General features: G+C 67.1%; 15 protein-coding genes. 13 read left to right on the forward strand and 2 right to left on the reverse strand.

All coding sequences use genetic code 11. The annotated features are described in order from the left end of the window. The first annotated feature begins 73 nt into the window (after positions 1-73). On the forward strand, positions 74-733 hold the full coding sequence (locus tag ABD104_RS16130; protein ID WP_343927826.1) for a TetR/AcrR family transcriptional regulator: 660 nt from the start codon (positions 74-76) through the stop codon (positions 731-733). Here the strand turns inward: ABD104_RS16130 and ABD104_RS16135 are convergent. Beyond that, positions 726-1,652, reverse strand: coding sequence for an NAD(P)H-dependent flavin oxidoreductase (locus ABD104_RS16135; protein ID WP_343927827.1), 927 nt, complete (start codon positions 1,650-1,652; stop codon positions 726-728). The two genes, ABD104_RS16130 and ABD104_RS16135, sit on opposite strands and share 8 nt — an antisense overlap. A 170-nt stretch (positions 1,653-1,822) precedes the next feature. Here ABD104_RS16135 and ABD104_RS16140 point away from each other — a divergent pair, with 170 nt between their 5' ends. The 10 genes from ABD104_RS16140 to ABD104_RS16185 are packed head-to-tail and all read left to right on the forward strand — an operon-like array spanning position 1,823 to position 10,671. Next, positions 1,823-3,385 (forward strand): AMP-binding protein, encoded by a 1,563-nt coding sequence (locus ABD104_RS16140; RefSeq protein WP_130355480.1) that lies wholly within the window; start codon positions 1,823-1,825, stop codon positions 3,383-3,385. A 25-nt stretch (positions 3,386-3,410) separates the two neighbouring features. Next, on the forward strand, positions 3,411-4,370 hold the full coding sequence (locus ABD104_RS16145) for a Bug family tripartite tricarboxylate transporter substrate binding protein (protein WP_343927828.1): 960 nt from the start codon (positions 3,411-3,413) through the stop codon (positions 4,368-4,370). A gap of 3 nt (positions 4,371-4,373) precedes the next feature. Further along, a complete protein-coding gene (locus tag ABD104_RS16150; RefSeq protein ID WP_343927829.1) occupies positions 4,374-4,658 on the forward strand; it encodes a hypothetical protein in 285 nt (94 codons plus the stop codon). Next, positions 4,643-5,476 carry a DODA-type extradiol aromatic ring-opening family dioxygenase gene (locus tag ABD104_RS16155; RefSeq protein WP_279818234.1) on the forward strand — a complete coding sequence of 278 codons (834 nt, stop codon included), beginning with the start codon at positions 4,643-4,645 and terminating at the stop codon, positions 5,474-5,476. The genes ABD104_RS16150 and ABD104_RS16155 overlap by 16 nt, the downstream gene beginning before the upstream one ends. Continuing rightward, the gene (locus ABD104_RS16160; RefSeq protein WP_343927830.1) at positions 5,473-6,780 is read left to right on the forward strand and encodes an aromatic ring-hydroxylating oxygenase subunit alpha; all 1,308 of its coding nucleotides are present in this window, start codon (positions 5,473-5,475) and stop codon (positions 6,778-6,780) included. Before ABD104_RS16155 ends, ABD104_RS16160 begins: the two co-directional genes overlap by 4 nt. Before the next feature lie 4 nt (positions 6,781-6,784). Next, on the forward strand, positions 6,785-7,357 hold the full coding sequence (locus tag ABD104_RS16165; protein WP_279818238.1) for a 3-phenylpropionate/cinnamic acid dioxygenase subunit beta: 573 nt from the start codon (positions 6,785-6,787) through the stop codon (positions 7,355-7,357). Continuing rightward, positions 7,354-8,187 (forward strand): SDR family oxidoreductase, encoded by an 834-nt coding sequence (locus ABD104_RS16170; protein WP_279818239.1) that lies wholly within the window; start codon positions 7,354-7,356, stop codon positions 8,185-8,187. The genes ABD104_RS16165 and ABD104_RS16170 overlap by 4 nt, the downstream gene beginning before the upstream one ends. Positions 8,188-8,197: 10 nt before the next feature. Then, positions 8,198-9,031: an alpha/beta fold hydrolase gene (locus tag ABD104_RS16175; protein WP_279818240.1), complete on the forward strand. Its 834-nt coding sequence runs from the start codon at positions 8,198-8,200 to the stop codon at positions 9,029-9,031. A 50-nt stretch (positions 9,032-9,081) separates the two neighbouring features. Then, positions 9,082-9,885, forward strand: coding sequence for a 2-oxo-hept-4-ene-1,7-dioate hydratase (hpaH, locus tag ABD104_RS16180; protein WP_343927831.1), 804 nt, complete (start codon positions 9,082-9,084; stop codon positions 9,883-9,885). A gap of 12 nt (positions 9,886-9,897) precedes the next feature. Beyond that, positions 9,898-10,671, forward strand: coding sequence for an HpcH/HpaI aldolase/citrate lyase family protein (locus ABD104_RS16185; protein ID WP_279818243.1), 774 nt, complete (start codon positions 9,898-9,900; stop codon positions 10,669-10,671). Here the strand turns inward: ABD104_RS16185 and ABD104_RS16190 are convergent. Then, positions 10,658-11,632 carry a Bug family tripartite tricarboxylate transporter substrate binding protein gene (locus ABD104_RS16190; protein ID WP_279818244.1) on the reverse strand — a complete coding sequence of 325 codons (975 nt, stop codon included), beginning with the start codon at positions 11,630-11,632 and terminating at the stop codon, positions 10,658-10,660. The genes ABD104_RS16185 and ABD104_RS16190 overlap by 14 nt on opposite strands. Positions 11,633-11,776: 144 nt before the next feature. Between ABD104_RS16190 and ABD104_RS16195 the strand changes: the two genes are divergently transcribed. Both ABD104_RS16195 and mhpA read left to right on the forward strand, forming a co-directional pair. Beyond that, positions 11,777-12,346, forward strand: coding sequence for a VOC family protein (locus ABD104_RS16195; protein ID WP_343927832.1), 570 nt, complete (start codon positions 11,777-11,779; stop codon positions 12,344-12,346). After that, positions 12,339-13,841 carry a bifunctional 3-(3-hydroxy-phenyl)propionate/3-hydroxycinnamic acid hydroxylase MhpA gene (gene mhpA, locus ABD104_RS16200; RefSeq protein WP_343927833.1) on the forward strand — a complete coding sequence of 501 codons (1,503 nt, stop codon included), beginning with the start codon at positions 12,339-12,341 and terminating at the stop codon, positions 13,839-13,841. The genes ABD104_RS16195 and mhpA overlap by 8 nt, the downstream gene beginning before the upstream one ends. Position 13,842 lies beyond the last annotated feature (1 nt).

Below are 13,842 nucleotides of genomic sequence, written 5' to 3' on the forward strand. Positions count from 1 at the left end.
GCAAAATAGGAGCCGATACCCCGCAAGCCGGCCTGTCGCGCTTGCGGGGGAAGATCAGGATGGCTCGTTGCATATGAAGAACGAAACTGGAACGAAGCGCAAGCCGCGGGCCGAGCCGGAGAAGGCGGCGGCCCCGAAGCCGGGCCGTCGGGCGGCCTCGGCGCGAGGCGTCAAGACCGACCTGCAGCGGGCCGATTGGGTGCGCGCAGGCCTGCGTGTGCTGGCGCAATCCGGGGTGGACGCCGTGTTGATCCCGCGCCTGGCCACGGACCTGGGAGTGACCAAGGGCAGCTTTTATTGGCATTTCGAATCGCGCGACGACCTGCTGCTCGCGCTGATCGAGGAGTGGAAGCAGCACGCCACGCTGCGCGTGATCGAGATCGTCGAAAGCGCGTCTACGTCCCCGCAGGAAAAAATCCGCCTGATCGCCTTCATCGGCACCAACTCGCCCATCGACGAATTCGGCGGCGCCATCGAACTGGCCGTGCGCAACTGGGCCCGGACGAATCCCGACGTGCGCAGCGCCGTGGCCGACGTCGACCAGCAGCGGCTGACCTACCTGACCAGCTTGTATGCCGAGATGGGCGCCAAGGTCGATCCGGAACTGCTGGCCTGCCTGCACTATAGTTTTTCGACGGGCCTGCGCCTGATCTTCGCCTACCCCGAGCAGCAGAAACTGGCGATGCGGCAGGCCGCGCTCGACACCATTTTCTTTCCTTCGCCCGTCAAGTAGCCCGCCCGGCCAAGCGTTCGAGATCCGCCAGGGCCTGGGCATATTCGGCCGCCAGTCCATCGACGATGGCGGCGGTGGAGGCGATCTCAGCGACCGCGCCCACGCCCTGGCCGGCGCTCCAGACGTCGCGCCATGCCTTGGCCTCGCCGCTGTCCGCCCGCTTGCCGAATGAAAAACTGCGGCGTTCGCGTGACGCCAGCGTGCCGATGTCGACTCCCGCCGCCTCGAAACTGCGGACGAGGTAGTTGGCGGGCAGCCCCGTGACCGCATCGCTGCAGACGATGTCGGCCGCCGTCGCATCCACCACCATGTTCTTGTAAGACGCCTGGGCGTTGGCCTCGTGCGAGGCGATGAAGCGCGTGCCGATGTAGGCCAGGTCGGCCCCCATTGCCTGTGCGGCCAGCACCTGGCGGCCTTCGGCGATGCACCCCGACAGCACGATGAGCCCATCGAAGAAACGCCTCGCCTCCGCGGTGAACGCCATCGGATTGATGCTGCCGGTATGTCCGCCGGCCCCCGCGCAAACGAGGATCAGGCCATCGACGCCGGCATCGACGGCCTTGCGCGCATGGCGCAGCGTCGAGACGTCGTGCAGCACGATGCCACCGTAGGCGTGTACGCGCTCGACCACGTTGCCGGGCGGATTCAGGCTCGTGATGACGATGGGGACCGCGTGCCTGCATACGACGTCCAGATCGTGGGCGAGGCGCGGATTGCTGGGGTGGACGATGAGATTGACCGCGTAGGGGGCAGCGGGCCATGGCGGGGAGCCCCGGTTCCATCCATCTATCTGCGCCTGCACATGGGAGAGCCAGAGCGATAGCTCGCTTTCCGGGCGCGCGTTCAAAGATGGGAAGGCTCCGATGATGCCCGCCTTGCATTGCTCCGCCACCAGTTCCTTCGACGAGACGATGAACATGGGTGAGCCCATCGCGGGGACGCGCAGGCGCCATGGATGAGTAACGCGGTGCGATCGCGGAGGAGGCGTGTTCAAGGGTTTCTCCCAGGGTTGACGGTCATGGGGGCGTTCAATAGAGTAGCTTCCATACCGACCAGTATGGAACGGAATCCAGTTCAAGGCAAGAAGCGATGACGAGCTCCGACCACTCCTTTGGCCCAGCATCCGGCCACGCGTCGATCGGCGAACGCAGCGTTGCGCTGCGCTCGCTCTGGTCTCGCGGCGCGCGTCTGGCGCAGGGCCTGCGCGAGGGAGGCGTCAGGGAAGGCGACGCGCTCGCGATACTGATGCGCAACGACCTCTGCTTCCTTGAGGCCATGATCGCCGCCAGCCTGCTCGGGGCCTATGCGGTGCCCATCAACTGGCACCAGAAGGCGGATGAATCGGCATTCATCCTTGCCGACGCGGCGGCGCCGGTACTGCTGGCTCATGCGGATCTGCTGGCGGGGATGGGCGGGGCGATACCACGCGGCGTGCGGGTCATCGCCAGTCCCACGCCGCCCGAGATCCAGCGGGCCTACGGGTTGGACGCCGGATGCTGTGCCGTGCCTTCCGGGGTGGAGAGCCTGGAGCAAGTGATCGCGGCCCATGGCGAGCTGGAGGATCGCTCCGCGGCGGGTACTCGCGGCAGCATCATCTATACCAGCGGAACCACGGGGCGGCCCAAGGGGGTGCGGCGCGCGGCGCTCGAACCGGACGCGGCCCGCCGCTTCGCGGCGCTGTCGCAGCAGTGGTTCGACCTGCGTCCCGGCGTGCGTACCGTCATGGCCGGCCCCATGTATCACAGCGCGCCCAACACCTATACCCGATCGGTCCTGAATTCGGGAGGCAGCATCGCATTGATGCCGAGATTCGATGCCGAGGAATTGCTGGCATTGATCGAGCGCGAGCGCATCACCCACCTGCACCTGGTCCCCACCATGTTCGTGCGGCTGCTTCGCCTGCCCGAGGCGGTCAGGGCGCGCCATGACCTGAGTTCGCTGGAGTTCGTCATCCACGGCGCGGCGCCCTGTGCCCGCGAGATCAAGCAGGCCATGATCGATTGGTGGGGGCCGGTCATCCACGAGTACTACGGGGCGACGGAAACCGGCATGGCCAGCCGCAGTTCGTCCGAGGAGTGGCTGGCCCGGCCAGGAACCCTCGGCCGGGCCTGGCCGGGACGGGAGCTGCGTGTCTATGGCGAGAATGGCGAGCGCCTTGGCGCCGGGCAGATCGGCGAGATCTACGTGGGGCTGCAAGGGGTGCCCAACTTCACCTACCTGAACGCCGACGCGCAGCGGGTCCAGGTCGACCGCGACGGGCTGGTTACCAACGGCGACGTCGGCTATCTGGACGAAGACGGCTACCTGTTCCTAGTCGATCGGAAGAAGGACATGGTCATTTCCGGTGGCGTGAACATCTATCCCGCCGAGATCGAATGCGCGCTGGCCGAGCACGAGGGCGTGGCCGACAGCGCGGTGATCGGCGTGCCCGATGCCGAGTATGGGGAAAGGCTGGTGGCCTTCGTGCTGCCGTCCGATGGCCTTGCCCTGTCGGAAGACGCGCTGCGCGGCTTCCTGAAGAGCAAGCTGGCGAATTTCAAGGTTCCCCGGGAGTTCGTCTTCGTCGATGAGCTTCCCCGGGACGACTCCGGCAAGCTGATGAAGCGCAAGTTGCGCGATCCCTATTGGGCCGGGCGGGCGGCGGCCATCTGAACGAGCACGCACCGAGGAGACGACGATGCGAACTATTGCGGTCGCGGCGGCCCTGTCGGCCGCCTTGGCGGGATTCCCCTGCTGGGCGAAGTATCCCGAACGCCCCATACGGCTGATCGTGCCGTATCCGGCGGGCGGCACCACCGACGTGCTGGCGCGCCTGGTGGCCAAGGTCATGGCCGAGGCATTGGGGCAGGAGGTATTCGTCGACAACCGGGCGGGCGCGGCCACCATCGTGGGCGTGGACGCGGCAGCCAGGGCTCCCAACGATGGCTACACCATCCTGCTCGCGACGGCCACGTCGTTCGCGGTCAATCCCCATATCTACAAGAAGCTCCCTTATCGCCTGGACGAGTTCATTCCGATCGGGTTCATCGGCGAAGCACCCATCCTGCTGGTTTCTCCCGTGTCGTATCCCGCACGCAACCTGCCCGAACTGGTCTCGAGACTGAAGGCCGATACCGCCGGCACGGCCATCGCGACTACCGGCAAGGGCGGCTTCTCGCATTTGACGGCCGCCATGTTCTTCAACGCCATCGGCGCCAGGTACCGCGACGTGCCGTACCGTGGGGAAGCTCCGGCCATCCAGGACGTGGTGGGGGGCCAGGTGAACCTGTACTTCGGCAGCATGCCGGGCACGCTTCCCCATGTCAGCGCCGGACGGCTGCGCGCCTATGGCGTGACGTCGGAACAGCGGTCGCCGTCGGCGCCCGCCATCCCCTCATTCGCCGAGCAGGGACTGCCCCAGGTGGTCGCCACGTCCTGGTTCGGGCTGTCGGCGCCCAAGGGAACGTCGTCCGACATCATCGCCACGTTGGGGGCGGCGCTGGCGAAGGCGATGAAGGAACAGAGCATGCGCGACAGGCTGGCGCAGGAAGGCGCGGTCACGCGCGAGATGTCGCCGGCCGGGTTCGCTGATTACATTCGCCGCGACAACGAGCGCTGGGGCGGCATCGTGCGGGCGGCCGGCGTGGAAGCGGAGTAGGCCATGAGCGGATACATGCTGGAGCAGGTGCTGTACGACCTGGGAACGCGCCGCGATGCGCGTGAGGCTTTCGCGGCTGATGCCGCGGGGTTTCTTGCACGCTACCGCCTGGAACCCGCACAGGCCAGGATGGTCGTGGAGTTCGACGTGGCGCAATTGCAGCGCGAGGGCGTCAGCCCATTGCTGACCTATGGCTATTGGATGATGAACGCACCGTCGCGGACGAGGGCCTCCTATCTGGCGAGGCTGTGCGAAGCGCGGGAGGAGGGGGCATGGCAAGCATCGTAGGCGGCTTCGTCATGCCGCATGAACCCGGTATCTTCTACATGCCCAGGGAGCGCTGGACGGAAGGCCAGCACCGGGTCATGGCGGCCTATGGCGAGATCGCGCGCCGCATAGGCGAACTGGAAGCCACCGCGGTGGTCGTGGTCGGCGCCGACCACTACGTGCTGTTCGGGCCGGGATGCCTGCCGAGTTATCTGATCGGGATAGGCGAGGTCAGCGGACCTTATGAGAAGTTCGCCGGCATCGACCAGGGCGCGATTCCCAACCATGCGCCGCTTGCCGGGCACATCGCGCGCCATGGCCGGGACCATGGATACGACTGGGCCGTGGCCAAGGTGCTGCGCGTGGACCATTCGATCGGCCTGCCCGCGCGCGTGTGCGCGCTCGTCAATCCCTCGGTGCGCGGCGTGATACCGGTCTACCTGGCCAGTGGCGTGGAGCCGGTGATATCGCTGCGGCGGGCCCACCAACTGGGCGGCGCCCTGCGCGCGGCGGTCGAGGCCTGGGACACCGACGACCGCGTCGTGGTGATCGGTTCCGGTGGCATCAGCCATTGGGTCGGCATGCCGCAGATGGGACGGGTGAACGAGGCCTTCGACCATCGCGTGCTCGATTGCGTGGCGCGAGGCGATTCCCATGGCCTGCTGGAGATGAGCGATGCCGAGATCCTGGAGCAGGGCGGCAACGGCGCTTTCGAGATAAGGAATTTTCTTTGCATGATGGGCGCGCTGCCGGGCCGGACCGGACGAGTGCTGTGCTATGAGCACGGCGAAGAATGGGTGACCGGCCTGGGGTTCGCCGAAGTCCTGGAGCCAGCATGACGACTGACGTTATTCAACCCGGTCCGGACGAGCTCCGCGCGCTGGTGGATCTGGAACGCGGCGCGATCGACCGCCGCGTGTATTGGGACGAGGCCGTCTACCGGCTGGAGCTCGAACGCATCTTTGCCCGCTGCTGGCTGTTCGTGGCGCACGAGAGCCAGGTCGCGGAACCCGGCGATTTCCTGACCACCTACATGGGCGAGGACGGGGTGATCGTGGCCCGGGACGGCAATGGCGCGGTCAACGTCTTCCTGAACTCCTGCACGCACCGCGGCAACCGCATCAGCCTGGCCGAGGTCGGCAATCGCCGGCGCTTCACCTGCAATTATCACGGCTGGACTTTCGGGCTGGACGGCGCGCTGGTGGCGCTGCCCCAGGAGGACGTCTATCGGCAGACCTGCCCTGGCTTCGATCCGGGCGATCTCGGCCTGCACCGGGCCCGGGTCGCATCCTACAAGGGACTGGTGTTCGCGACCTTCGACGAGGAAGCGCCCAGCCTGGAGGATTACCTGGGCGACTATCGCTGGTACCTGGACGTGCTGCTGGACAACGATGAGGACGGTACGGAATTTCTGGAAGGCAGCATCAAGTCGCGCATGGCATGCAACTGGAAGTTCCCGGCGGAGAACTTCGCCGGCGATTCGTACCACGCCGCCTGGACGCACAACTCGGGCGCGATGGCGATGCTGGGGATGGGCGTGGGCAAGTCGAACCAGGAGAACAGCTACCAGATCAACGTCAACGGACATGGCTGGCAATTCGGCCTCGACATGGTCGGCAACGCGATGGTGCTGGGCGAACAGGACATCGTCGACTACCTGCGCGAGCGCGAGGAGAAAGTAGCCGCTCGCCTGGGCAAGCTGCGATCGCGCATGGTGGGGTCCATCAGTTCGGCCAACCTGTTTCCCCATATGTCCTTCCTGCCCGGCCAGAGCACTTTCCGCACCTGGCATCCCAAGGGGCCGAAGGCAATAGAACTGCATACCTGGGTGCTGGTCAACAAGTCCGCGCCTGAAAGCCTCAAGAGCCTGTACATGAAGGGGGTCATGAGGACTTTCTCGCCGTCGGGCACCTTGGAGATGGACGATGGCGACAACTGGGAGAACTCGACGCAGACCAACGATGGCGTGGTGACCCGGCGCCAGAAGCTGCACTACGCGCTGGGCCTGGACAGCGGCATCCAGCATCCCGAGCTGAAGGGGGCGGTGCATCTGCGCAAGTACAACGATTCGAACCAGCGCGCCTTCTACCGCCAGTGGCTGAAGCTGATGTGCGACGAGCGCGCGCACGTATCCAGGAGCTGAGCACATGCCCGTGAACCTAGGCGAGACCCCCACCCTGCGCAAGCCGGTCGCGCCGCCGCCGCCGATGCTGCCGCCGCGGGACCTGGTGTTCGAAGTGGAGCAGTTCCTGTATCGCGAGGCCCGCCTGCTGGACGACGAACGCTACCAGGAGTGGCTGGGACTGATGACCGAGGATGTCCATTATTGGATGCCCGGTATCCAGTCGCGTCACCGGCGGGACAAGAAGCCCAGGCTCGATCCCCGGCGCATGGCATTCTTCGATGACGACCTGCTGAACATGCGGCGGCGGGTGACCCGCTTTCTCGATCCGACGGCATGGGCCGAGGATCCGCCGACCCGCTCCTGCCACATCATCTCGAATATCGAGGTCGAACTGACCGATGCGCCCGGCCAATACCGGGTGTACTCCGCCTTCGTCAATTGCCGGGGCAGGGGCGAGGCGGAAGAGTACTGGTTGTCCGGCCGCCGCAACGACGTGCTGCGGCGCGTGGAGGACGGCGGCCTGCGCCTGGCGTCGCGCGAGATCGTCATCACGCAGACCGTCCTGCTGGCCAAGAACCTGAACGTATTCCTATGAATACACGGGCTCTCGAACGCGGCGCTTCTTCCTCGTCCGGCTGGCTGGCGGGGCAGGTCGCGGTCATTACCGGAGCGGCCAGCGGCATCGGCCGCGCGGTGGCCGAACGCTACCTGGAAGAAGGCGCGCTGGGCGTGGTATGCGTGGATGCCGACCGGGCTGGCCTGGACGAGTTGGCCCGGGAGCACGGGAGTCGCGTCGAACCGGTGATCGGCGACGTACGCGACCATGCGGTCCACGAACAGGCGGTCGAACGCGCGCTGGCAAGCTACGGCGGCCTGGACGTGCTGGTGGGCAACGCGGGGCTGTTCGATTTTCGCCGGCCCTTGAGAGGCTATACCGCCTCGGCCCTGGCGGCGACGATGGACGAGTTGTTCGCGGTCAACTTGCGCGGCTATCTGTACGCGGCCATGGCCGCGCGCGAGGCGCTGGAGGCAGCCGGTGGCTGCATGATCTTTACCGCCTCGGTGGCCAGCTTCCATGCGGGGGGCGGAGGCGTGCTCTACACCATGGGCAAGCACGCCGTGGTCGGCCTGGTGCGTCAGTTGGCCCTGGAGCTGGCACCCAGGGTGAGAGTGAACGGCGTCGGGCCGGGCGGCACGCTGACGGGACTGCGGGGCACGCAGACGCTGGGACATGGTGGCCGCCAGATCGATGCCGATCCGCGCGCCTTTGATGAACGTGTATCGGCGGCGGTGCCGCTGGCGTTCGCTCAGCGGCCGCGCGACCACGCCGGCCTTTATGTGCTGCTGGCCAGCCGCGACAACGCGCGCGCGGTCACCGGCGAAATATTCATGAGCGACGGCGGCGTGGCCGCCCGCTCGATTTGAGGAAACGGGCATGGACATTTCCGCGAGACATCCGGCCGTGGGCAAGACCGTCGAGGCCAACGGATTGCGCACGAACTATCACGAGGCGGGCGACGGGCCGCCGGTCATTTTCCTGCACGGTTCGGGGGCAGGGGTCAGCGGCTGGGAAAACTGGCATGGCGTCATGCCCGCGTTCGCGCGCCGGCACCGGGTGCTGGTCCCGGACATCGTCGGCTTCGGCTTCACCGAGCGGCAGCCGGGTGCGCGGTACAACATCAAGGTGTGGGTACAGCACCTGCTGGGATTCATGGATGCCATGAACGTGCAGCAGGCCGATCTGGTGGGCAATTCGTTCGGCGGCGCGCTGGCATTGGCCGTGGCGCTGCGCAATGGGCACCGCGTCCGCCGGATGGTGCTCATGGGCACGCCGGCCGGAGAGTTCGAGCAGCGCGCCTCGTCGGCGAGGTCCTGGTACTACCAGCCATCGCTGGAGAACATGGCGGAGCTGCTGCGCACCTTTCCCTACGATCCGGCCGTGATCACCGACGAGATGGTGAGGCTGCGCCACGAGGTCAGCCTGCAGGCGGGCGGCATGGACGCCTACCGCAAACTGTTCCCCGAGCCCGGGCAGGCGGGGGAGGTCAAGATGGTCAAAGGCATTCCGGAACGGGACCTGGAGTCGATCGCGGCGCCCGTCCTGGTGCTGCATGGGCGCGACGACCAGCGCGTACCCGTGGAGTGCGGGCTTCGTATCGCCCGGCGGTGTCCGCGCGCCGACCTGCTCATGTTTGGCCAATGCGGCCACTGGGTGCAGATCGAACGGCAGGATGCCTTCGTCCAGTCGGCCATGTCCTTCCTGGCGTGACCGCCAGGCTGTCTGTGCGATTCGCGCCCTCTACCCGATAAGGAAAGCCCGTGCTCGATTCCGATATCTCATTGCGGCTCGCGAAGGAGCTGGAGGCGGCTCAACACAGTCGCGTGCCGGTGCGGCAGTTCTCGCTGCGCCATCCCGACATGACCGTGGACGACGGCTATGGCATCCAGCGGGCGTGGATGCGCCTGAAGCGGGAGAGCGGCCGGACGCTGCGCGGGCACAAGATCGGCCTGACCTCGCGCGCCATGCAGCAGTCCAGCCAGATCGACGAGCCCGACTATGGCGCCCTGCTCGACGACATGTTCCATGAGTCGGGTCATGACATCGCGCACGACCGGTTTCTGGCGCCGCGCGTGGAAGTCGAGTTGGCTTTCGTGCTCGGCCGGCCGTTGCGCGGACCGGGAGTGACCGTCTTCGACGTATTGCGCGCCGCGGACTACGTGGTGCCCGCGCTGGAGATCATCGACGCGCGCATCGAGCAGACGGATCGGGAGTCGGGCCGGCCGCGCAAGGTGTTCGATACCATTTCGGACAACGCCGCCAGCGCGGGCGTGGTGCTGGGAGGCCGGCCGGTGCGGCCGGACGCCGTGGACCTGAGGTGGTGCGGCGCCCTGCTGCACAAGAACGGGATCATCGAGGAGTCGGGGCTGGCCGCCGCCGTGCTGGGCCATCCGGCCACCGGCATCGCGTGGCTGGCCAACAAGCTGGCGCGCCACGATGAAATGCTGGGCGAGGGCGAGATCGTCCTGGCCGGATCCTTCACCCGGCCCGTACCGGGCGCCCGGGGGGATACCTTCCATGCGGACTACGGTCAGCTGGGTTCGATCGGCTTTCGCTTCGCCTGACGGGGACATGGCATGAATCTGCCCGAGAATGCTTTCAAGCGTGCGCTCATCGACCGCCGGCGGCTTATCGGCCTATGGGCCGCGATGGCCGATCCCTATAGCCTGGAGATCTGCGCCCAGGCCGGATTCGACTGGCTGCTGCTGGATGGGGAACACGGTCCCAACGACTTGCGCAGCGTCCTGGCGCAGTTGCAGGCATTGGCCGCCTATCCGCCGGCGCCGGTTGTTCGCGTGCCCGACGGCGACGCCGTGCTGTTGAAGCAGTACCTGGAGATCGGCGTCCAGAATTTCCTCGTTCCCATGGTCGAGTCCGCGGAGCAGGCGCGGGCGATCGTCGCGGCGACGCGTTATCCGCCGCACGGGACGCGCGGCGTGGGGAGTTCCATCGCGCGGTCCTCGCGGTGGGCCACCTATGCGGACTACCTGTACGCGGCGAACGGGCAGATATGCGTGCTGGCGCAGGTCGAGACCGCGGCCGGCGTGGACCGTGTCGCGCAGATCGCCGCGGTGGACGGCGTCGACGGTATCTTCATCGGTCCGGCTGACCTGGCTGCTTCCATGGGGCACCTGGGGGAGCCGGGTCATCCCGAGGTGCGGGCGGCCATCGATCGGGCAAGGCGGGGGGCTTTGTCGCATGACAAGGCGGTGGGTACGCTGGCCACGGATTCCGCCCTGATACGGCAACATCTGGAGCAAGGCGCCAGCTTCGTCGCGGTGGGCGTGGATGCCGCTTTGCTGGCGCGCGCCACCCGCGAACTGGCCGCCGCCTGGATCAATCCAGCCTGACCTTGGCCTTGCGCACGACCTCGCCCCACTTGGCGCGGTCGGCCGCGATGAACGCCGCGAATTCCGCCGGCGTGTCCCCCTTCAGTTCTCCCCCATACGAGCGCCATTTCTCGGCCAGCTCCGGCGACCGCGCGGCCTTGCGCATGGCTTCGCTCAGCTTGTCGACGATGGCCTTGGGGGTGCCGGCCGGCGCCAGCAGCCCCTGCCAGGCGATGGGTTCGAAGTCGGCGATGCCCGACTCGGCGAAAGTCGGCACGTCGGGGAAGGTGGGGTGCCGCTGCTTGCCCGTGATCGCCAGCAGCTTGAGCTTGCCCGCGCGGATGTTGCCCGCCGCCGCCGGAAGCCCGTCGAACATCAGTTGCACCTGGCCCGCCAGCAGGTCCGCATAGGGGCTGTTGCTGTTGTAGGGCACGAAATTCAGCTTGGTGTCGGCGCTGAAACCAAACCATTCGCCCGACAGGTGGGAGTAGCTGCCCGGCCCCTGGGTGGCCACGTTGACCGCATCGGGCCTGGATTTCATCAAGGCCAGCAGGGCGCGTACGTCGTTGGCCGCCAGCTTGGGCGTGGCGATCAGTCCGGTGTTCAGGATGCCGAGCAGGCTGACCGGCGTGAAGTCCTTGGCCGCATCGAAGGGCAGCTTGGAATACAGGTGCGGCACGACCGACAGCGTGCTGGTGGTGCCGATGTACAGGGTGTAGCCGTCGGGCGTGGCGCGCGCGGCAGCCTCGGTGCCGATGATGCCGGAGGCCCCCGGCCGGTTGTCCACGAACACTGTTTGTCCCAGCACCTTGGTCAGCTCGGCCGCGATCTCTCGGGCATTGGCGTCGGGTCCGGTGCCAGCGGCGAAGGGAGCGATGATGCGGACCGCCCGTGCGGGGTAGTCCTCGGCGTGGGCGCCGGTCGAAACGAGGGCCGCCAGGGCGATGGCGGGCAGGCCGATGCGGCGTAACAGCGGATTCATGGGGCGTCTCCTGGGTTCATCACGATCGTGATTTTTGTTGGTCTATTATCAAAATAAGAGAATTCGTATATATTAAAAACACACGACAAACAAAAAATCAACTTTTATTCTCTTTTAAAGAGAACGAAAGGAGGAGTAATGACAATGCAACCCTCCCGCGCCCCCCAGGCCAGCCTGCCGCTCGCCTTCAGTCATCTTGGGCTGTACGCGCGCGACATCGACGCGATGGCGCACTTCTACCGGACCGTGCTGCGCTTCACCGAGACCGACCGCGGCAACCTGGGCCATACCCGCCTCATCTTCCTGAGCCGCGACCCGGCCGAACACCACCAGATCGTCCTGGTGTCGGGCCGTCCCGACGACGTGCGGTTCAGCGTCGTGAACCAGATATCGTTCCGCGTTCCCGACCTGCCCACGTTGCGGCGCTTCCACGAACTGCTGGTTGCGGCCGGCGTGGATGACATCCAGCCCGTGACGCACGGCAACGCCGTGTCCATCTATTGCCGGGATCCGGAAGGCAACCGGCTGGAGCTGTTCATGGACACCGACTGGTATTGCGAGCAGCCGCTGCGCGAACCGGTGGACTTCCGCGACAGCGACGAGGAGATCATGCGCAAGGCGGAGGCCATCGCTCGCCGCTATCCCCGTTTCCAGCCTCGTGCCCGGTGGCAGGCGGAGGTCGCCCGACGGATGGAAGCCGACCAGCATGCCTGAACGTTCATCGATGACGGCCGACGTGGCGATCGTCGGCTACGGGCCGGTGGGGGCCATGCTGGCCAATCTGCTGGGGCAGGCGGGACTGTCCGTCCTGGTGCTGGACAAGGAGCGCCAGGTTTATCCCCTGCCGCGCGCCATCCATTTCGATGGCGAAGTCATGCGCATTTTCCAGAGCGCGGGCCTGCGGGAGGCGGTGCTGAAGGTGGCGCGTCCCGGCAACCAGGGCATGCACTTCGTCAACGCCGAGGGCCGGACACTGCTGATCCGCGGCGGTACCTCCGACGACGGTCCGCACGGGTGCGCCAACAACTACTACTTCCACCAGCCCGAGCTGGAGCGCGTGCTGCGCGAGGGCGTCGCCCGCCACTCGGACGTGGCGGTGCGGCTGGGCTGCGAAGTGACGGCATTGCGCGAACGCGGCGACTGGGTCGAACTGGACTTGTCGGACGGCGGCACCGCGCGCGCCCGCTATGCCGTCGGCTGCGACGGCGCCCGGTCGCTGGTCCGCAAGACCATGGACAGCAGGATGGAGGACCTGGGCCTGCACCAGCCGTGGCTGGTCTTCGATGCGATCCTGAAGGACGAGGGGGTATCCCTGCCCGCGCATACCGTCCAGTACTGCGATCCCGCGCGGCCCATGACGTACTGCAACGTGGTCGGACGCCGCCGTCGCTGGGAAATCATGATCATGCCGGGGGACGACACCGCGGCCCTGGTCCGGCCGGATACGCTGTGGAACCTGGTGCGCCGCTGGGTCACCCCCGAGCAGGCCGATCTCGAGCGCGCCGTGGTCTACACCTTCCATTCCGTGCTGGCGCACGGCTGGCGCAAGGGCCGGATGCTGCTGGCCGGCGATTCCGCGCACCAGACGCCTCCCTTCCTGGGGCAGGGCATGTGCGCCGGCATGCGCGACGCCGCCAACCTGGCCTGGAAGCTCGAGGCGGTGCTGCGCGGGCGCGCCGGCGAGACGCTACTGGATTCCTACGAGTCCGAGCGGGCGCCCCACGTGCGGGCCTTCGTGGAGCTGGCCGTGCGCCTGGGCGCCATCATCCAGACCACCGATCCCGACGCGGCCCGCGAACGCGACCGGCGCTTCTCGGCCGGCGAGCCGGAGATCTTCGAGTTCCCGTCGCCCGCCCTGGGGCCGGGGCTCCAGGGCGATGCGCCCGCGCCCGCCGGGCAGCCCTTTCCGCAGCCCCGGCTGGATGACGGCAGCCTGCTGGACGAGGCGCTGGGCAACCGCATGGCCATCATCGGCGAGCCCGGCGTGCTGGGCGCGGTGGGCCAGGCCACGCGCGAGCGGTGGCGCGCGATGGACGCGACGGTGCTCGACCGCCCGGGCCGTACACTAGCGGCCTGGCTCGATGCGCACGGCGCGCGGGCCATCGTGCTGCGTCCCGACCGCTACCTGATGGGCGTGGCGCGCACCTCCGACGAACTCGAGCGCATCACGGCCCGCCTGCCCGCGGCCGAGGTCGCTTTGTCCCGATGAC

It is taken from the genome of Pigmentiphaga daeguensis (genome assembly GCF_039523035.1).
GTDB lineage: Bacteria > Pseudomonadota > Gammaproteobacteria > Burkholderiales > Burkholderiaceae_B > Pigmentiphaga > Pigmentiphaga daeguensis.